The 19,060-nt window shown below is 49.7% G+C and carries 14 protein-coding genes, 4 tRNA genes and 1 rRNA gene; 8 read left to right on the top strand and 11 right to left on the bottom strand.

Annotation, left to right across the window (positions count from 1 at the left end):
* Positions 1-29: 29 nt before the first annotated feature.
* The 7 genes from G5S52_RS17105 to G5S52_RS17075 all read right to left on the bottom strand — a co-directional run bounded on the left by G5S52_RS17105 (position 30) and on the right by G5S52_RS17075 (position 6,343).
* Positions 30-971, bottom strand: a complete 942-nt coding sequence (locus G5S52_RS17105; RefSeq protein WP_165016458.1) for an ABC transporter permease — start codon at positions 969-971, stop codon at positions 30-32.
* Between the two features lie 2 nt (positions 972-973).
* A complete protein-coding gene (locus tag G5S52_RS17100) occupies positions 974-1,951 on the bottom strand; it encodes an ABC transporter permease (protein ID WP_046303420.1) in 978 nt (325 codons plus the stop codon).
* Between the two features lie 172 nt (positions 1,952-2,123).
* The gene (locus tag G5S52_RS17095) at positions 2,124-3,677 is read right to left on the bottom strand and encodes an ABC transporter substrate-binding protein (RefSeq protein ID WP_165016455.1); all 1,554 of its coding nucleotides are present in this window, start codon (positions 3,675-3,677) and stop codon (positions 2,124-2,126) included.
* A gap of 108 nt (positions 3,678-3,785) precedes the next feature.
* Positions 3,786-5,492 (bottom strand): dipeptide ABC transporter ATP-binding protein, encoded by a 1,707-nt coding sequence (locus G5S52_RS17090; RefSeq protein ID WP_165016452.1) that lies wholly within the window; start codon positions 5,490-5,492, stop codon positions 3,786-3,788.
* Between the two features lie 584 nt (positions 5,493-6,076).
* Positions 6,077-6,153 (bottom strand) — tRNA-Pro (locus G5S52_RS17085).
* Between the two features lie 2 nt (positions 6,154-6,155).
* Positions 6,156-6,231, bottom strand: a tRNA-His gene (locus tag G5S52_RS17080).
* Positions 6,232-6,266: 35 nt separating this feature from the next.
* Positions 6,267-6,343: transfer RNA gene (locus G5S52_RS17075), tRNA-Arg, on the bottom strand.
* Positions 6,344-6,683: 340 nt separating this feature from the next.
* On the opposite strand from G5S52_RS17075, the gene G5S52_RS17070 reads away from it, so the two are divergent.
* On the top strand, positions 6,684-7,103 hold the full coding sequence (locus G5S52_RS17070; RefSeq protein ID WP_002535491.1) for a c-type cytochrome: 420 nt from the start codon (positions 6,684-6,686) through the stop codon (positions 7,101-7,103).
* Between the two features lie 138 nt (positions 7,104-7,241).
* Positions 7,242-7,820, top strand: a complete 579-nt coding sequence (locus G5S52_RS17065; RefSeq protein WP_165016449.1) for a sugar O-acetyltransferase — start codon at positions 7,242-7,244, stop codon at positions 7,818-7,820.
* Between the two features lie 29 nt (positions 7,821-7,849).
* On the opposite strand, the gene rep is transcribed toward G5S52_RS17065, so the two are convergent.
* Positions 7,850-9,868, bottom strand: coding sequence for a DNA helicase Rep (gene rep / locus G5S52_RS17060; RefSeq protein ID WP_046307215.1), 2,019 nt, complete (start codon positions 9,866-9,868; stop codon positions 7,850-7,852).
* Positions 9,869-10,285: 417 nt separating this feature from the next.
* Between rep and G5S52_RS17055 the strand changes: the two genes are divergently transcribed.
* The 4 genes from G5S52_RS17055 to ubiK all read left to right on the top strand — a co-directional run bounded on the left by G5S52_RS17055 (position 10,286) and on the right by ubiK (position 15,474).
* Positions 10,286-10,855 carry a TetR/AcrR family transcriptional regulator gene (locus tag G5S52_RS17055; protein ID WP_165016446.1) on the top strand — a complete coding sequence of 190 codons (570 nt, stop codon included), beginning with the start codon at positions 10,286-10,288 and terminating at the stop codon, positions 10,853-10,855.
* A 14-nt stretch (positions 10,856-10,869) separates the two neighbouring features.
* The gene (locus G5S52_RS17050) at positions 10,870-11,976 is read left to right on the top strand and encodes an efflux RND transporter periplasmic adaptor subunit (RefSeq protein WP_165016442.1); all 1,107 of its coding nucleotides are present in this window, start codon (positions 10,870-10,872) and stop codon (positions 11,974-11,976) included.
* A gap of 9 nt (positions 11,977-11,985) precedes the next feature.
* Positions 11,986-15,072, top strand: coding sequence for a multidrug efflux RND transporter permease subunit (locus G5S52_RS17045; RefSeq protein ID WP_165016439.1), 3,087 nt, complete (start codon positions 11,986-11,988; stop codon positions 15,070-15,072).
* A 141-nt stretch (positions 15,073-15,213) separates the two neighbouring features.
* Positions 15,214-15,474, top strand: a complete 261-nt coding sequence (gene ubiK, locus G5S52_RS17040) for a ubiquinone biosynthesis accessory factor UbiK (protein ID WP_165016436.1) — start codon at positions 15,214-15,216, stop codon at positions 15,472-15,474.
* A gap of 67 nt (positions 15,475-15,541) precedes the next feature.
* Here the strand turns inward: ubiK and ilvC are convergent, their stop codons facing one another.
* Positions 15,542-17,026 (bottom strand): ketol-acid reductoisomerase, encoded by a 1,485-nt coding sequence (gene ilvC, locus G5S52_RS17035; protein ID WP_165016415.1) that lies wholly within the window; start codon positions 17,024-17,026, stop codon positions 15,542-15,544.
* A gap of 154 nt (positions 17,027-17,180) precedes the next feature.
* Here ilvC and ilvY point away from each other — a divergent pair, with 154 nt between their 5' ends.
* On the top strand, positions 17,181-18,065 hold the full coding sequence (gene ilvY / locus G5S52_RS17030) for an HTH-type transcriptional activator IlvY (protein WP_165016412.1): 885 nt from the start codon (positions 17,181-17,183) through the stop codon (positions 18,063-18,065).
* Positions 18,066-18,159: 94 nt separating this feature from the next.
* Complete coding sequence (locus G5S52_RS17025) at positions 18,160-18,453, top strand: SemiSWEET transporter (protein ID WP_165016409.1); 294 nt, start codon at positions 18,160-18,162, stop codon at positions 18,451-18,453.
* 254 nt (positions 18,454-18,707) lie between these two features.
* On the opposite strand, the gene G5S52_RS17020 is transcribed toward G5S52_RS17025, so the two are convergent.
* Both G5S52_RS17020 and rrf read right to left on the bottom strand, forming a co-directional pair.
* Positions 18,708-18,784: transfer RNA gene (locus G5S52_RS17020), tRNA-Asp, on the bottom strand.
* 15 nt (positions 18,785-18,799) lie between these two features.
* A 5S ribosomal RNA gene (rrf, locus tag G5S52_RS17015) occupies positions 18,800-18,915 on the bottom strand.
* Positions 18,916-19,060: the final 145 nt, after the last annotated feature.

The raw sequence follows: 19,060 nt of genomic DNA, 5'->3' as shown, positions 1-19,060 counted from the left end.
GCAGCGTGATGCTGCCCTGTCTTTATTCATTAACCTTTGTAAATTTTGGGGTTGAAGACATCGCGCAGCCAGTCACCCAGAAGGTTGATCACCAGCACTAAGGTGACGAGCACAATGCCAGGGAAAGCAGTGATCCACCATGCACCAGAGAAGATATAAGTGAAGCCGATACTGATCAGTGAGCCAAGCGAAGGCTTATCAACTGGCATCCCCAACCCAAGGAAGGAAAGCGCTGCTTCTGACATGATGGCGTTGGCTACCTGCACGGTACAAATCACCAGGATTGGCGACAGACAGTTGGGCAGAATATGTCTGAACATGATACGAGGCGCTTTGAAGCCCATCACCTGCGCGGCTTCCACATACTCTTTTTTCTTTTCCGCCAATACCGAGGCGCGCACTGTTCGGGCATACTGCGGCCACTCGGCAATACCGATAATCACCACCAGCATTAAAATCGCGTACTCACTGTAGAAGTCGCTGCCAAAGCTGGCTTTGAAAATTGCCGACACGATGATCGCCACCATCATGGTGGAGAAAGAAAGCTGAACGTCAGCGATACGCATCAGGAAGCTGTCGATACGACCGCCAAAGTATCCCGCACTCAAACCGATCACGATGCCCAATAGCAGCTGAAGTGCCACTGCACCAAGACCAATCATCAATGAAATGCGCAGACCGTAAAGAATGGTGGAAAGAATATCGCGCCCTTGGTTATCAGTACCCAGCAAGAAGCGCTCGTCACCCCACTCCATCCAGGTCGGAGGAAGTTCGGAGTCCATGATATCGATAGACGCTAAGTCGTAAGGGTTACTTGGCGAAATCAGCGGCGCAAAAATTGCGGCCAGCACAAACGACAGGAACACGGCGAAACTGAACATCGCCACTTTGTCGCGTTTGAAGAAATAGAAAAAGTCCGAGTCCAGAAACTGCTGCCAACGAGAAGGCGTTTTGGTATTCACATTGGTCATGATTATGCCCCCTTACCTGTCAGGTTAACCGTTGGGTTAATCAGGCCGTACAACAAGTCCACCAGAGTATTGGTGACCACAAACAGCAAACCGACAAAAATGACATATGCTGTGATAAGTGGCGTGTCCACACGGTTGATGGCTTCGAGGAACAAAAAGCCGGTACCGGGCCACTGGAAGACTTTTTCCGTTAAAATGGTGTAAGCCACCATGGTACCTATCTGTACACCACCGACCGTCACGACGGGCAGCATGGTGTTTTTCAGAGCATGTTTGTACTGCACCGTTCTCTCTGGCAAGCCTTTGGCACGGGCAAATTTCACGTATTCGGTGCTTAACGCTTCCAGCATTTCAGAGCGAACCAGACGGATAAACAGCGGCAGCATAATAGATGACAGCGCGATACTTGGCAGGATCAGGTGTGAAAGACCATCCAGTGAGAGGAAACCTGTCTCCCAGCCAAACACATTGACCGTATCACCACGGCCAAATGAAGGAAGCCAGCCAAGCTCAATGGAGAAGATATACATCAACATAATGGCAGTCAGGAACACAGGAATCGAAATACCGATACTACTCCCTGCCATGATAATTTTGGTGAAGACGCTATTTGGGTGGATGGCAGAGTACACCCCGAGAGGAATAGAGAAGACAACAATAATAATGGTCGCCCCGATCACCAGTTCTAAGGTGGCGACGAGTTTGTCGAGAATGACATCAACTGCCGGACGTTTGAAGAAATAAGAGGTACCCAAATCACCTTGCAGCGCATTGCCGACAAAGCGTGAGTACTTTTCGATGAAAGGGTCGTTCAATCCAAGCTCATCACGCAGGGCTTGTCTTTCTGACTCTGATACAGACTGACCAACCATCTCACGCAACGGATCGCCAAGGTTGTCCTGAATGGCGAACGCCACCAGACTGATCACAAACATCACTATCACCGCCTGAATTAGGCGCTTGACGAGAAAGGTAAACATTCCTAGCCCCTTCACTTTCCTTGAAGATTTTTGCTTTTGAGTCTTTCAGTAGAGATTTCCTACTGAAAGAAACGGCCGGACACTCCACGGGTGGTCATGACGGCCGTTTCCGTTTTACATTGCATTATCTCCGCCGGAAATGAGGGCTCTCCGGCGGAAAAGCGGTCGCTCGTTACTTAACGACCAGGTCACCGAAGTAAGGGAAGTTCATCCCGTTCACGATTGGACCAATTTCTACGTTCTCTTTCGCTGCCCAGGAAGGATCTTGCCAGTGCAGAGGAACGAACGCCGCTTCGTTGTAGAGGATTTCCTCTACTTTCTTCAGCATCGCATTACGCTTGGTCAGGTCAGTTTCTTTGTTCGCTTCGTTAACCAGCTTATCCACTTCAGAGTTGCTGTAGTGACCACAGTTGTACTGGCCTTTACCAGTGTCAGCATTGCGGGTCATCGCCAGGAATTCAGTGAAGTTCGCAGAATCTTCAGTATCCGGGTGCCAACCGATCATCAGCATGTCAGCTGCACATTTGTCGAACTCAGGCCAGTATTGCGCTTTTGGCATGGTTTTCAGATCAACATCGATACCGATTTTTGACAGCATTGCTGCGGTTGCCTGCGCAATCTTGTCATCGTTCACGTAACGGTTGTTTGGCGCCATCATGGTCAGCTTGAAGCCATCACCATAGCCCGCCTCTTCCATCAATTGCTTTGCTTTTTTCAGGTCGTAACGCGGCTTCAGGTTCTCGTTGTAACCGGCATAGCCTGGAGGGCTTTGCTGTGCTGACGCTGTCGCTGCACCTTTCATGACTTTCTTCGCGATACCTTCGTTGTTTACTGCGTAAACGATAGCCTGACGCACACGCTCATCTTTCAGCGCTGGGTTGCTATTTTGGTTCATTTGGAAGGTGATGATACGGGTACCTGGCATGGTGTAGAGATCCACACCTTTCGCGTTCTCGATACGCTTGTAATCGTTCGGTGAAACCGGCGCAATCATATCAACATCGCCAGACAGCATTGCTGCTACGCGGGTTGCATCTTCTTTGATTGGTACCAAAGTCAGGTTCTCAACGTTACCGCCGGAATCTTTGTCCCAGTAATCTGCAAAGCGTTCGAACTCAACTTTTACACCTTGCTCGCGTGATTTCACGACAAATGGACCCGTACCGGAAAGGTTAGTCGACGCGAAAGAGTTACCGTGCTTCACCACTTCCGCTTTGTCTTTACCATCAGCAGTGGTGCCCGTGTAGAACTTGCTGTCCATCGGGAAAATGTAGGTCGCCACGTTTTCGATCAGCGGGTATGTGCCGTCAGTTTTGATTTCTACTGTGTGGTCATCAACCTTGGTCAGGGAAACCAATGGTTCAAAAATACCTTTAAAGTCCGGTGATGATTTCAGGCGGTTAAAGGTCCAAACCACATCATCAGCGGTCATATCGTTGCCAGAGTGGAATTTCACGCCTTTGCGCAGGTTAAAGCGCATGGTTTCGTTGTCCACACGCTCCCAAGATTCCGCCAAACGTGGTTCAAATTCCATTGACTGGTTAAAGCGCACCAATGGGTCGAAGACCATGTGGGACAACTGGAGAGTACCGCCAGAGAGCTGCTCATGCGGGTCCAGTGACACTGGGTCGGCATCGTAAGCAACGGTAATATCTGCTGCAGACGCAGCGAAGCTCAGGCCCGCCGCCATCATCGCGAGCGCGATTTTGCTCTTGAAGGTTTTCATTGCATGACTCCTTATGCTGGGAGCCTTAGCTCCCGTTATGTTGTGTATTGCAAATTGAAACCACCAGCGAGCACAACATCATCCTCTCGCCGATGGTGGGATTCGTTTTTATCCTGCGACTGCACTCATGCCTTTGAACTCAGGCATCAAAGAAATCAACTGCTTGCTGTATTCATGCTGCGGTGACTTAAACAGCGCTTCGGTGTGCGCCACTTCGAGCAGGGTGCCTTTTTGCATCACACCAATGCGGTCACACATTTGTCTGATAACAGGCAAGTCGTGACTGATGAACAGCATGGTCAGGTTCAACTCTTGCTGCAGATCTTTTAAAAGGTTCAGAATTTGCGCCTGTACCGACACATCCAATGCTGAGGTTGGTTCATCACAAATGAGAAGGCGTGGACGGGTTGCCAATGCACGTGCGATAGAAATACGCTGTCGCTGACCACCTGAAAATTCATGGGGATACTTGATACCGCTTCCACGGCCCAGCCCGACGTGATCGAGTAGATCGCCGACGATTTGGCGGATCTGATTTTCATCTGCCAGCTTATGGAAACGAATAGGTTCAGCGATGATGTCCTGCACTTTCATGCGCGGGTTCATTGATGAATAAGGATTCTGAAATACCATCTGCATTTGGCGGCGCATCGGGCGGCGCTGTGCTTCACTTTTCAACGACGTCAGATCGATACCTTCAAACCATACCTTCCCCGAGTTCGGCGGATAAAGACCTGCAATCACACGGGCAATGGTTGATTTACCAGAGCCAGATTCCCCAACAAGGCCAAAGGTTTCACCCTCATGGACTTCAAAACTGACATTATTCGACGCCTGCACGTATTCACGGCGACTTTCAAAGAAGGAGTCTTTGGTGACAAAACGCAGGTTTACGTTTTCCACTCTCAACAAAGAGCCTGTGTATTCACGTTCGTCCTGACTTTGACCCAGCCAGTGGGTTTTCACATCCAGCGGCTTCATCTCCACCGCTTCTTCGATGTAACTCACGAGCGGAAAGCGATCGAGTTTGATATCTGAACGCGGTACAGCGGAAATCAGGCTGCGGCTATAGGGATGCTCTGGGTTATTGAGCACTTTGGCGGTTTCACCAAACTCCACCAAATCACCACGGTACATCACCGCAATTTTGTCTGTGACATTGGAAACCACACCCATGTCGTGGGTTACCAGCATACAGCCTACATTCTTTTCGACACATAGCGTGCGGATAAGGTTAAGGATCTGATCCTGAATCGACACATCCAATGCGGTTGTCGGTTCATCTGCAATAATAAGGTCGGGTTCGCCAGCCAGTGCAATAGCAATCACCACACGCTGGCGCATGCCGCCGGAGAATTGATGCGGGAACTGTTTAATGCGGTTATGTGCTTCGGGAATACCCACCTGTTCCATTAGCGCCAATGCGCGCTTTTTGGCTTCCTCTTCACCAACATTCAGGTTAACCGTGATGGTTTCAACCAGCTGCTGCTCAACAGTGAACAGTGGGTTGAGAGACGTCATTGGATCCTGGAAGATAAATCCAATTCTCGCCCCGCGGTAACGACGGATTTGGTCAGGTGCAAGACCAGAGATTTTCTCACCATCAAGGAACACATCCCCACTGGCTACTCGACCCGGAGGGCTCAATAAATCGATAACGGCATTACCCACCGTCGATTTCCCTGCACCAGACTCACCAACCACACCAACTATCTCTCCTCTTTCAATAGAAAAGGAGAGATCTTTCACTGCTGCAAATACGCCGTGACGAGAGGGGTACTCGATACGGAGGTTTTTAACTTCCAATAATGCCATTGACCAGACCCTTGGTACTGCACAATTCCGTGCCTGCCGGAAAACAATCCCTGTTTAACATCAACAAAACAGGCTAAATAAGCGCATTACAATCTAGCAAATGTTTCACGAGAAATCAACATAATGAAACTATCAGCCATAAGAAGCGCGATTTATCGAATAAGTATTCAGCAGAAAGGCATTAACAGATAAACAACCGTATGAGTATTAACCCTTGTTTTAAGGGCAATTGCCGATAAGGAAAACAGGTAAATGTGAGGCAGCAATCAAAGTGTTCAATATGGTTAGCTATGCATCTGATAACTAAGAAAATGTAACATTTCACGCGTTTCTATGATGAATAGCGTTCACTTTTAAATCAAGAGTGTGAAGAAAACCCAAAAAAGAATAGGGCACCGAGCCAGTATTTAACGTCAGTCGACAAGAATAAGACGGCTTATTGTCCTGATTGCAGGGAAGGCGCGGTAGTAAGCAGTGCTAACTAACCTCCAGCAGATCGCCACACTAAGCAAACCAAGAAGTTAAAAGCGTAATAGAAAGCAGATACGAAAAAGCCCGCTCGATTGAGCGGGCTTTTCTGAATGTGGTCGGTGAAGAGGGATTCGAACCCCCGACCCTCTGGTCCCAAACCAGATGCGCTACCAAACTGCGCTATTCACCGAGTGGGGTGGCTGACGGGACTTGAACCCGCGACAACCGGAATCACAATCCGGGACTCTACCAACTGAGCTACAGCCACCACTGTTTTATTTCGCCAAATTTTCTTTTCCGGACTGGCGCACCCGACAGGATTCGAACCTGCGACCTTTGGCTCCGGAGGCCAACGCTCTATCCAGCTGAGCTACGGGCGCTTGCCCCTGTCGGCGGAGTCGCATATTACGGATATCGCCTCCTGCCGTCTAGCACTTTTTTTAATTTTTTTTTCGAACGGTTTATTTTTATCCGATCGGGCTAAAAACAGTGCAGGCAGGCGATATCATAACGGTTTCACGCAACAATCTAAAGCGCTATAATCACTTAATCTTTACACGGAGTTAACCTTATTTCGTCCATACTTCGTAATTAAGATCGTCACAATTGCTGAAAGGTCGACCCAGTTAGCCGATCCACCTCTACAATTGTGATAAAAATATCTAACCGCATAAAAAACGTCCGATAATTCGGAACCAAAAAGATATTGGGAGTGAAACAGTGAGCGCAAAGGGAATTTTTTTACGTCGTTTAGCAGTATCTGCTGTCACCGCTTTGTTTCTGATGGGTACAGCGCACGCTGCTGACATGTCAGAAGAAGCCATTGCAGAACGCATCGCACCAGTCGGTTCCGTTTACTTGGACGGCGAAGCACCTGTTGAGACTGCGGCTGCACCATCAGGCCCACGTACCGGCGATTCCGTTTACAACACCTACTGTATGGCATGTCACGCGACAGGTGCCGCGGGCGCACCAAAAGTTAGCGACCCTGCAGCTTGGGAACCACGTCTTGCACAAGGTCGTGACACGCTGAACAAGCACGCCATCGAGGGCTTCAACGGCATGCCAGCACGCGGAACCTGTATGGATTGCTCTGATGACGAGATCGTGGCTGCTATCGACCACATGCTGTCTCTGTAAGGCATCCAAGATTGTGTGAAAAAGCGGCTTTCAAGCCGCTTTTTTGATGCCTGTTTATCAGTCTGGAAGCAAGGACACTGAATTCCTCCGCTATATTGCCCATCATTCGCGCGTGTTTTCTTCTTTCCTGTTCCTAAGATGACCGAATTTGAAAAAATGACCCAAGGCCTCGCCTTTAATGGGTGCGATGAAACGATTGATTCCATTCGCTCGAAAGCCTTCCAACTCCTTCAACGCTACAACACTCTACCGGTTGACCAATCCATTGATATTGCATCAGAGCTGTTTGGCAGCATTGGGGATGACTCAATGGTAATGCCGCCTTTTCATTGTGAGTTTGGTAAAACCATCAATATCGGTCCCAGTACCTTTATCAATATGGGTGCGATGATGTTGGATGGTGCACCAATTACCATTGGCAGCAATGTGCTCATTGGCCCTAACTGCCAGTTCTACACAGCCGGCCACTCTATGGATTACCGCAGCCGACGCAAATGGGAAACCTTCTGCAAGCCGATCGTGGTGGGTGATGATGTCTGGGTGGGCGGCAATACAGTGATTTGCCAGGGTGTGTCCATTGGCGCTCGCTCAGTGATCGCAGCCAATTCAGTGGTCACCAAAGACATGCCGGAAGATTGTCTGGTTGGTGGGACACCCGCTAAGGTGATTCGTAAGCTTCACGAAAACGAAACTCCAGAAGAAGCTTTAGAAGCCTAAAACAGCCGGGGATTCCCGGCTTATTTTTGTCAGTCCTTCTTGAGCATAGCGCGAAGGTTGGCAATCGCTGCCTGCCCTTTTGCCATTCGCTCTTCCTGCGTCTGGGGCTTTTTCTTCTCTTCCCATTCCACATCATCGTAAGGCAGCTCTTCAAGGAAACGGCTCGGCAGAGGCTTTATCAACTCACCGTACTGACGGCGCTCCTTACAAAGCGTAAAGGTCATCTCACGTTGCGCACGGGTGATCCCCACGTAGGCAAGACGGCGCTCTTCCTCAACATTGTCTTCGTCAATGCTCGATTGATGCGGCAAAAAGCCTTCTTCCATCCCCACCAGATACACATACGGGAACTCAAGACCTTTGGAGGCATGCAGCGTCATCAACTGCACCTGGTCAGCATCGTCATCGTCCTCGCCACGTTCCATCATGTCACGCAATGTCAGTCGCTGAACCACTTCACGAAGCGTCTTCACTTCGTTGTCGTAGTTGTCTCCTTCCAAGTCAGCCACAATCCAGCTGTAGAGATCGGAGACGTTCTTCATCCGCATCTCTGCTGCCTTGGGGCTGGCTGAGGTTTCGTATAACCAGTCTTCGTAGTGTGAATCCCGCACTAACGAGCGCACTGCATCAACCGCATCGCCACGCTCAAACTGATCGGAAAGCTCAACAATCCAGCGGGTAAAGCGTTGCAGGGATTCCAGACCACGACCGTTTAGGTGCTCCTGAAGCCCCAATTCAAAACTCGCCGCAAACAAGCTTTTTCCACGCATGTTCGCGTACGTTCCCAGCTTTTCGAGTGTCACTGGGCCAATTTCGCGACGTGGCGTATTCACAATGCGCAAAAACGCATTGTCGTCATCCTGATTGGTCAGCAGACGAAGGTACGCCATGATGTCTTTAATTTCTGCCCGCGCAAAGAATGAGGTCCCGCCGGAGATTTTGTAAGGAATACGGTTCTGCATCAGCGCTTTTTCGAACAGGCGCGACTGGTGATTACCGCGGTACAAAATCGCGTAATCTTTGTAGTCTGTGCGGTTCATAAATTTGTGCGCAATGATCTCACCGACCACACGCTCTGCTTCATGCTCTTCGTTGTTGGCTTTCAGCACTTTGAGCATTTCGCCGTCTGGCAACGCAGAGAACAGGGTTTTCTCAAACACATGCGGGTTGTTGGCAATAAGAATATTCGCCGCACGCAGGATACGGCTGGTTGAGCGGTAGTTTTGCTCCAACTTGATGACTTTGAGACTTGGAAAGTCCTGATTCAGCATCAAAAGGTTCTTTGGCTGCGCACCACGCCAGCTGTAAATAGACTGGTCATCATCACCCACCACAGTGAAACGGGCTCGTTCCCCCACCAGCAGCTTCACCAACTGGTACTGGCTGGTGTTGGTATCCTGATATTCATCCACCAGCAGATAACGGATTTTGCTTTGCCAGCGCTCACGCACTTCCTGATTGGTTTTCAGCAGGATCACTGGCATCAGGATCAAATCATCAAAATCCAGCGCGTTGTAAGCCTTCATCTGCTTTTGGTACATGGCATAGCAATGGGCAAATAACTGGTCGCGTTCGCCCATCGCCGCAGATTCCGCCTGCTGAGGCGTCAGCATGTCATTCTTCCAGTTGGAGATGGTATGCAGCAGCTGGTTCAGCAAATCCTTGTCGCCATCGAGTTCATCTTCAGTCAGCTCTTTTAACAGTGCCATCTGGTCTTGATCATCAAACAACGAGAAACCCGCTTTCAGGCCCAAGCTTTTATATTCGCGGCGAATGATATTCAGGCCGAGGGTGTGGAAGGTAGATACCATCAGCCCCCGCGCTTCCTGGCGGTTCAGCGTCTGGCCGACGCGCTCTTTCATTTCCCGCGCCGCTTTATTGGTAAAAGTTACCGCCGCAATGTGACGCGCCTTGTAACCACACTGTTGGACCAGATAAGCAATTTTATTGGTGATCACACGTGTTTTACCGGAACCCGCACCAGCTAACACCAGGCAGGGCCCGGAGACATGGTGGACAGCGTCATTCTGAGCTGGATTAAGTTTCATGTGGTTCCTCTGTTCAATCCCGCGATATTTAGCAGGTGCATTGTATACCCAAACAACCTGAAGATGCTCGCATTCAGAGGTCATCAATGCGTTCAATTCGAGGCAAATTTCATGAGGAATAGTCGTTCTATTTCCGTGGAATTTAACAAAGAAGTGGGCGCATTGAGGGCCTCCCTTCGGGCGATTTGACTGACGCCGTGCTCTTTGTTGCTCCTTTTTGATGGAGTTGACTACACCTGCAAAGGAGCGCCGCGATCACAACGCCAGTCAACCTCGCTGAAGCCTGCATCTTCAGGTCGTTTGGGTATAGACGGAATAACGGCGCACTTCATCTTTCGTCGATTTAAAGGAAAGAGTTGGCAGCCTGTAACAAAATCCATACAATGAATGAACGTTCATTCATTGGAGCGCTGTGTTATGTCTGACAAGAAAACACAGATCTTGGAAGCAACGGAACGCTTGTTGGCCCAGCATGGCTTTGATCGCCTCTCGATGCAGATGGTAGCAAAGGAAGCCGGGGTCGCAGCAGGCACCATTTACCGTTACTTTTCAGATAAAAACGACTTACTGAGTCAACTTCGAAATCATGTGGTTCAGCAGTGTGCCACCAAGATGTTGGAAGGCCATGACGCAGATAAGCCGTTAAAGCAACAATTCGTCACGCTGTGGCTAAATACATGGCACTTAACCATTCGCCGAGACGATAACGCAATCAATCGGGAACAATTTGACAGTCTGCCCTATCAGAGAAACGGTGAGCAACGCCTGATGGATTTAAAAGCTTTTAGTCCCATCCACCAGTTTTTCGAATCAGGAATTGCAGACGGAACGTTTAAACCCCTCTCCACTTCAGTGCTTTCCGGCATTGGTATCGAGCCAGCTGTTTGCCTTGCACGCAAACAGGTACAAGGGGTCATAGAACTAGATGAATCAGCAATCGAGGATACGATCAACGCTTGCTGGGATGCTATCTGCCTTCATAGATAATCGGAGCAATCTAAATGAAGAAATGGTTTGTAGTCATGTTAGTCGTGGCGGTTTTGCTATTCGGCACCGTGATTGGCTTTAACATGTTCAAGCAACAGAAAATTGCCGAATACATGGCAAACATGCCTGAGCCGGAATTCCCGGTCACAGCGGTAGAAATGGTTTCAGTCGATTGGATCCCTACCATTGAGGCAATTGGTTTTATCGAACCAAACCAGGGCGTTACTCTGACCACAGAAGTCAGCGGCGTCATTGAAAACATCAACTTTGAATCCGGTCAGGCCGTCAAACAAGGTGATGTCTTGCTGGCATTAGACTCAAAAGTAGAAGTCGCGAACCTCAAGAGTACCCAAGCTCGCCTGCCTGCTGCTGAAGCGAAGTTCAAGCGCTACCAAGGTCTGTTCCGTAAAGGCTCAATTTCTAAAGAAGCCCTGGATGAAGCCGAAGCGAATTTCCGTTCACTGCAAGCTGATGTTGAAAGTCTAAATGCGTCGATTGAGCGTCGTACCATTGATGCACCCTTTGATGGCATCGTCGGTCTGCGTAACGTCTTTTTGGGTGAATACTTACAACCAGGCACAGAAATCGTGCGTCTGGAAGACACGTCAATCATGCGTCTTCGCTTCACGGTTCCACAGACCGACATTGCGAAAATCAAGCTGGGTCAACAGATTGATATCTCGGTAGATGCCTACCCTGACACACCATTTACCGGCAAGATCAGCGCAATCGAGCCTGCAGTTAACTTCCAGAGCGGTCTAATCCAGGTACAAGCAGACATTCCAAACAACCACGGTCAACTGCGTTCAGGCATGTTTGCCCGTGCAAACATCATTCTGCCGACGTTTGAAGATCAAATCGTTGTCGATCAGACTGCCATCAACTTTACCCTCTACGGTGAGAACGTGTATGTACTCCGGGAGGAAGATGGCGCAACCCGAGCCTATCAGCAGGTTGTGAAAGTCGGTGAGCGTAAAGATCACATCGCACACGTGCTGGAAGGTCTGGAGCCAGGAGACAAAGTCGTGACTTCCGGTCAGGTGCGTCTGAGCAACGGTGCGAAAGTACGTGTTGTGGAAAGTGATGCTCTCAACCCACCGGCAGAGCTGCCACAACTGTAAGAGGCCGCTATGAAATTCACTGATATTTTCATCAAGCGTCCGGTACTGGCGGTGTCGATCAGTTTTCTGATCGCACTGCTTGGCCTGCAGTCGATGTTCAAGATGCAGGTGCGGGAATATCCGGACATGACCAATACCGTGGTCACCATCTCCACCAGTTACTATGGTGCGAGTGCTGACCTTATTCAGGGCTTTATTACTACGCCACTTGAGCAGGCCGTTGCACAGGCGGACAACATTGATTTCATGACCTCGGAGTCGGTGCTGGGTAGCTCAACCATCACGGCATACATGAAGCTCAATACCGATCCAAATGCTGCGCTTGCTGACATTCTGGCAAAGGTGAACTCAGTACGTGCACAGTTGCCAGGTGAGTCAGAAGACCCGTCAGTGTCGATGTCGACCGGTTCTACCACAGCGGTAATGTACATCGGCTTTACGTCGGAAGAGCTTGATTCCAGCCAGATCACTGACTATCTGGAACGTGTGACCAAGCCTCAGCTGTTTACCGTAAATGGTGTTGCAAGTATCGACCTATATGGTGGCCTCAAGTACGCGCTGCGTGTATGGCTGGATCCTGCAAAAATGGCTGCGTTTAACCTGACAGCGACAGACGTGATGGGTGTACTGAACGCCAACAACTTCCAGTCTGCGACCGGTCAGTCCATCGGTACCTACATGGTATACAACGGTTCTGCAAACACTCAGGTTTCTGACACCGAAGAGCTGAAACGCCTGGTTGTTGCCACCCAGAAAGGTCAGGTCATTCGTCTTGGCGACATCGCAAAAGTGTCGCTTGAGAAGAGCCATGACGTTTACCGTGCGACAGCAAACGGTTCAGAAGCTGTTGTTGCAGCCATTAACGCCGCACCAACCGCCAACCCGATAAACATCGCAGCAGATGTGCTTGAGAAGCTCCCAGAGCTTGAGCGCAACATGCCAAGCACCATCAAGATGAACGTGCTTTATGACTCGACCGTGGCCATCAACGAATCGATTCATGAGGTGGTGAAAACCATCATCGAAGCAGCGCTTATCGTACTGGTGGTGATCACTCTATTCCTGGGCTCATTCCGTGCAGTACTCATCCCGATCATCACCATCCCGCTATCGCTGATCGGTGTGGCCATGATGATGGAGCTGTTCGGGTTCTCACTGAACCTGATGACGCTGCTGGCAATGGTACTGGCTATCGGTCTGGTGGTGGATGACGCCATCGTTGTTCTGGAGAACGTCGACCGACACATCAAGCTCGGGGAATCCCCATTCCGCGCCGCCATCATCGGTACCCGCGAAATTGCTGTGCCCGTCATTTCAATGACACTGACGCTGGCAGCGGTGTACGCACCTATCGCACTAATGGGGGGTATCACAGGCTCGCTATTTAAAGAGTTCGCCTTAACGCTGGCAGGTGCGGTATTTGTTTCCGGTATTATCGCGCTGACCCTGTCGCCGATGATGTGTTCGAAGATGCTGAAAGCCAATGCGCAACCAAGCAAATTCGAAGCAAAAGTACACCACTTCCTTGATCGTATGACCGAGGGCTATGCCCGCATGCTGGGCGGCGTGATGAAGGTTCGTCCTGTCATCATCACCTTCGCGGTGATCGTGTTTGTCAGCTTGCCACTGCTGTTCAAGTTCATTCCGAGTGAACTTGCACCAGCGGAAGATAAAGGCGTGCTGGTGATGATGGGTACAGCGCCATCAACGGCAAACTTAGATTACATCCAGAACACCATGGCGGAAGTTAACCAGAAACTGGCTGACCAGCCAGAAGTGGCCTTCTCACAGGTATTCTCTGGTGTGCCTAAATCCAATCAGGCATTTGGTATCGCCTCTTTGGTGCCTTGGAGTGAGCGTGAAGCCAGTCAGGCAGACATCGTGAAGCGTATGACTGAGGAAGTGAAAGACATCCCGGGTATGGCGGTGACTGCCTTCCAGATGCCAGAACTTCCAGGTGCGTCTTCCGGTCTGCCTATCCAGTTCGTTATCACCACACCAAGCAACTTCGAGAGCCTGTTCCAGGTAGCGTCAGACGTACTGTCTGAAGTAAAGAGCAACTCTATGTTTGTCTACTCAGACATGGATTTGAACTTCGACTCGGCGACGATGAAAATCAACATCGACAAAGACAAAGCTGGCGCATACGGCGTGACCATGCAGGACATCGGTATCACCTTAGGCACCATGATGGCTGACGGTTATGTGAACCGTATCGACTTAGATGGACGATCCTATGAGGTTATCCCGCAGGTTGAGCGTAAGTACCGCCTAAACCCAGAATCTATAAAGGGTTACTACGTGCGTTCGGCGAACGGTGAAGCTGTGCCACTGGGCTCACTGATCACCATTGATGTGGTAGCCGAGCCTCGCGCCCTGCCTCACTTCAACCAGCTGAACTCTGCGACCATAGGTGCAGTTGCAGCGCCAGGCGTTGCGATGGGCGATGCCATCAACTGGTTTGAGAATATCGCAGCTGAGAAGCTTCCTCGCGGTTATCAGCACGATTACCTTGGCGAAGCCCGTCAGTTCGTGACGGAAGGTAGCGCGCTTGTGGGTACCTTTATGCTGGCACTGGCGGTGATCTTCCTGGTTTTGGCTATTCAGTTCGAATCGCTGCGTGATCCACTGGTGATTCTGGTCTCTGTACCACTGGCTATCTGTGGCGCGTTGATTGCCCTCGCTTGGGGCGCAGCATCAATGAACATCTACTCTCAGGTAGGTCTCATCACGCTGATCGGCCTTATCACCAAGCACGGTATTCTTATCTGTGAGGTGGCAAAAGAAGAGCAGCTTCATCGTGGTATGAACAAGATGGAAGCCGTGATGGAAGCCGCGAAAGTACGTCTGCGTCCAATCCTGATGACCACAGCAGCGATGATCGCAGGTCTTATCCCGCTGATGTACGCCACAGGTGCAGGTGCCGCGCAGCGTTTCAGTATCGGTATCGTTATCGTTGCCGGCCTAGCGATTGGTACCCTGTTCACTCTGTTTGTACTGCCGGTGATCTACACCTATCTGGCGAGCAAGCACGAACCGCTGCCAGAGTTTGAAGAAGATTTGAATGTTTCAGCGCAGGAAAAACCCGCGGACTGATATTCTTCCAATACGATAAAGGGTCTCGATTGAGACCCTTTTCTTTTTCAGCGTAATGAGTAGTAGCCTTTTGCGATACGACACTTTCGACAAAAGGTCAGGTGTTGCTTAGAATAACGGCATCAAAATAAGGAGTAACGCATGTTCGACCCAAAAAAGTTGGAGCAAATTGCCAAGCAAATCCATGAGTCTATGCCGAAGCCGGTAAAAGATCTGGGTAATGATGTTGAGCAGAAGGTTCGTGAGGTGATCCAATCGCAGCTGGCTAAACTGGATGTTGTCAGTCGCGAAGAGTTTGATGTCCAGACGCAGGTATTGCTTCGCACCCGCCAAAAGCTGACTGAAATGGAACAGAAACTGGCTGAGTTTGAGCAAAAGCTTAACGAGAAGCCTGACGCTTAAGCGCAAAACGAAAGACATAAAAAAACCCGGCTACTGCCGGGTTTTTCGTATTTATCTATTGCGGTGATTAGTCACCAACTGCAATGCGCTTCATGTCAGTCATGTAGCCACGCAGCTCCTGACCAATCCACTCTACTGGGTGGTTGCGCAGTGCTTCGTTCACGTCGATCAGCGTTTGGTTGTCAACGTGGTTGCCAGTTTCACCCAGCCCTTTACCAATCACGTCAGTACCAACCAGCGGCATGAACTTCTCACGCAGCAATGGCGTTGCAACGTTAGCGAACAGGTAGTTACCGTACTCTGCAGTGTCAGAGATAACCACGTTCATCTCGTACAGACGCTTACGTGCGATGGTGTTTGCGATCAGTGGCAGCTCGTGCAGTGACTCGTAGTATGCAGACTCTTCGATGATGCCTGATGCAGTCATAGCTTCAAACGCCAGCTCAACACCCGCACGAACCATCGCAACCATCAGGATGCCGTTGTCGAAGTACTCTTGCTCAGCAATCTTAACGTCAGTTTCTGGGTAGTTTTCAAATGCTGTTTCCGCAGTTTCTGCACGCCAGCCCAGCAGGTTCACGTCATCATTCGCCCAGTCAGCCATCATGGTTGATGAGAAGTGACCAGAGATGATGTCATCCATGTGCTTGTTGTACAGTGGGCGCATCAGGTCTTTCAGATCTTCAGAAAGCTCGAAAGCTTTTACTTTAGCTGGGTTAGACAGGCGATCCATCATGTGAGTGATACCGCCAAATTTCAGTGCTTCAGTGATGGTTTCCCAACCAAACTGCAGCAGTTTACCCGCGTAACCCGCATCGATACCGTCAGCAATCATCTTCTCGTAACAAACGATAGAGCCAGCCTGCAGCATGCCACACAGGATAGTTTGCTCACCCATCAGGTCAGATTTTACTTCCGCAACGAAAGAAGACTCCAAAACGCCTGCACGGTGACCGCCAGTTGCAGCTGCCCATGCTTTTGCGATCTCATGACCTTCGCCTTTTGGATCGTTCTCTGGGTGAACTGCTATCAGTGTTGGAACACCGAAGCCACGCTTGTACTCTTCACGTACTTCAGTACCTGGACACTTAGGTGCGACCATCACAACGGTAATATCGCTACGGATTTGCATGCCTTCTTCAACGATATTGAAACCGTGAGAGTAGCCCAGTGCAGCGCCTTCTTTCATCAGAGGCATCACAGCGTTAACAACTGCAGTGTGTTGTTTGTCTGGGGTCAGGTTAACGACCAGATCAGCCTGAGGGATCAGGTTTTCGTAGTTATCTACGTTGAAGCCGTTTTCTTTCGCGTTTTTGTAAGATTGGCGTTGCTCGTCAATCGCTGCCTGACGCAGAGCGTAAGACACGTCCAGACCCGAGTCGCGCATGTTAAGACCTTGGTTCAGGCCCTGTGCACCACAACCCACGATAACAACCTTCTTGCCTTTCAGGTAATCCGCTTCATTTGCGAATTCCGCTTTATCCATAAAACGGCAAACACCCAGCTGAGCTAATTGCTCACGCAAGTTCAAGGTATTGAAATAGTTAGACATGTCGAATACTCCGTGAAGAAATTTTGTCCTTTGGCGATGCGAACATGACAATCTGTTGCATCGAATTGCCCCCATCATAGATCAGGTAATTAGTTGCTTAAAGTGATATATTCACAACATGTAATTGCATTTTTTGCAACATGGAAGTTAAGCGATGAACATCAAACATCTTCAGCTGTTCATACACCTATGTGACAGTAAAAGTTTCTCCAAAACAGCCGCTGCAATGCACATCAGTCCCTCAGCGCTGAGCCGCCAAATACAGAAGCTTGAGCAAGAAGCTGAACAACAGCTTTTTCTGAGGGATAACCGAAGCGTAGAGCTGACACTGGCAGGGAAAAAGCTATTACCTGTCGCGATGAGAATTCTGTCTGAATGGCAACAATACCAAAGTCAGTTTAATACCTCGGGTAATGAACTAGTGGGTGAGATAAGGCTGTTCTGTTCAGTCACCGCAAGTTACAGCCATCTACCAGAGCTGTTATCAGAGTTTCGCTTAAGACACCCACTTATTGAGCTTAAGGTATCTACCGGCGACCCGGCACAAGCGATAGATAAAGTGCTCTCTGATGATGCAGACATTGCAATATCCGCTTTGCCTGAACAACTTCCTTCGAAGGTTTCATTCGAGCCTATCAGCGATATCCCGCTATCTGTAATCGCACCCGCAGGTGTCAGCAGTTTCGCCGATACCCTGCAAAGTGAGCATCCTGATTGGTCTTGTATTCCCTTTATCGTGCCGGAAGCAGGAACCGCCAGAGAGCGCGCGAACACCTGGTTTAAGAAGATGAAGATCAAACCGAACATCTACGCGCAGGTTTCCGGCCATGAAGCCATTGTCAGTATGGTAGCGCTCGGGTGTGGTGTGGGCATCGCACCGGATATAGTGATCAATAACAGTCCTGTCAGGGATAAAATTGAAAAGCTCAAGCTAGCCCCCATAAAGCCATTCGAGCTGGGAGTGTGCTGTCTACGATCGCAAATAGATAACCCGCTTATTAAAGCGCTATGGGACGTAGCAGAAGGGAAAACGATCTAGTTGCGATACTGTCTCAGCATCGGTATCGCGAAGAGCAGCAACAGCCATATCTCCTGACTATCCTCACTAAGAATTAACACAAGTGAGGTGAGCAATGAGCGTAGTTGAAAAGATAGGGAAAGCACTGGAACCTTTGATGCTCGTGATGGGCTTGGTCAGTCCTTTAGCAACGTTACCTCAAATCTATAAGCTCTACTTCTCACACAGTGAGCACGCCGCAGGGTTATCCCTGACAACCTGGGTGCTCTATTCTTTTATTGCCATGCTTTGGACCATTTATGGGCTTTACCATAAAAACCCAACAATATGGGTGGGTAACGGCTTAGGGTTTCTGATGTATCTCGCTATGGTCGCAGGAATTATTGCACGGGTAGGCATCACCTTCTAACCAGAAGCCTTTAATACAGATGCTTATTAGGCGTTGGCACATATGATGTTGACAGAAAAACCTCTGTCATTCGACCGGAGCATACAGCCTAAGGCTTCTTAGTAAGTGGCGGAGCAGATAGGACTCAATAGGGATGCCTAGCTGAGCACGGCAAGTGAGGCCGAACTCCCGGACGTGACCTAAAGTGCAAAGCACTTTTCCAGGTCGCAGATAGCAAAAAACCCCAGCATTTCTGCTGAGGTTTCTCTAAGAAGTGGCGGAGCGGACGGGACTCGAACCCGCGACCCCCGGCGTGACAGGCCGGTATTCTAACCAACTGAACTACCGCTCCACACTTAAATTGGAAGCCTGGCGATGTCCTACTCTCACATGGGGAGACCCCACACTACCATCGGCGCTGTTACGTTTCACTACTGAGTTCGGCATGGAGTCAGGTGGGTCCATAACGCTATGGTCGCCAAGCAAATTCGTTAAAATCTTGGAAAGTGACTTTGTTTGTTCTCGTTCTTACACATTCAATGTTCTCTTCGAGTCCGTCAAAACCCCTTGGGTGTTGTATGGTTAAGCCTCACGGGCAATTAGTATCAGTTAGCTCAACGCCTCGCAG

The sequence above is a fragment of the Grimontia sedimenti genome (assembly GCF_011045095.1).
Classification (GTDB): Bacteria; Pseudomonadota; Gammaproteobacteria; order Enterobacterales; family Vibrionaceae; genus Enterovibrio; species Enterovibrio sedimenti.
This window is presented reverse-complemented; position numbering and strand designations above follow the sequence as displayed.

Bases quoted from the DNA above. Each gene is read 5' to 3' on its own strand.
- ubiK (WP_165016436.1), top strand. From the start codon at position 15,214: ATGTTCGACCCAAAAAAGTTGGAGCAAATTGCCAAGCAAATCCATGAG.
- G5S52_RS17025 (WP_165016409.1), top strand. From the start codon at position 18,160: ATGAGCGTAGTTGAAAAGATAGGGAAAGCACTGGAACCTTTGATGCTC.
- G5S52_RS17050 (WP_165016442.1), top strand. From the start codon at position 10,870: ATGAAGAAATGGTTTGTAGTCATGTTAGTCGTGGCGGTTTTGCTATTC.
- G5S52_RS17100 (WP_046303420.1), bottom strand. From the start codon at position 1,951: ATGTTTACCTTTCTCGTCAAGCGCCTAATTCAGGCGGTGATAGTGATG.
- G5S52_RS17105 (WP_165016458.1), bottom strand. From the start codon at position 971: ATGACCAATGTGAATACCAAAACGCCTTCTCGTTGGCAGCAGTTTCTG.
- G5S52_RS17090 (WP_165016452.1), bottom strand. From the start codon at position 5,492: ATGGCATTATTGGAAGTTAAAAACCTCCGTATCGAGTACCCCTCTCGT.
- ilvY (WP_165016412.1), top strand. From the start codon at position 17,181: ATGAACATCAAACATCTTCAGCTGTTCATACACCTATGTGACAGTAAA.
- ilvC (WP_165016415.1), bottom strand. From the start codon at position 17,026: ATGTCTAACTATTTCAATACCTTGAACTTGCGTGAGCAATTAGCTCAG.
- G5S52_RS17065 (WP_165016449.1), top strand. From the start codon at position 7,242: ATGACCGAATTTGAAAAAATGACCCAAGGCCTCGCCTTTAATGGGTGC.
- G5S52_RS17045 (WP_165016439.1), top strand. From the start codon at position 11,986: ATGAAATTCACTGATATTTTCATCAAGCGTCCGGTACTGGCGGTGTCG.
- G5S52_RS17095 (WP_165016455.1), bottom strand. From the start codon at position 3,677: ATGAAAACCTTCAAGAGCAAAATCGCGCTCGCGATGATGGCGGCGGGC.
- G5S52_RS17055 (WP_165016446.1), top strand. From the start codon at position 10,286: ATGTCTGACAAGAAAACACAGATCTTGGAAGCAACGGAACGCTTGTTG.
- rep (WP_046307215.1), bottom strand. From the start codon at position 9,868: ATGAAACTTAATCCAGCTCAGAATGACGCTGTCCACCATGTCTCCGGG.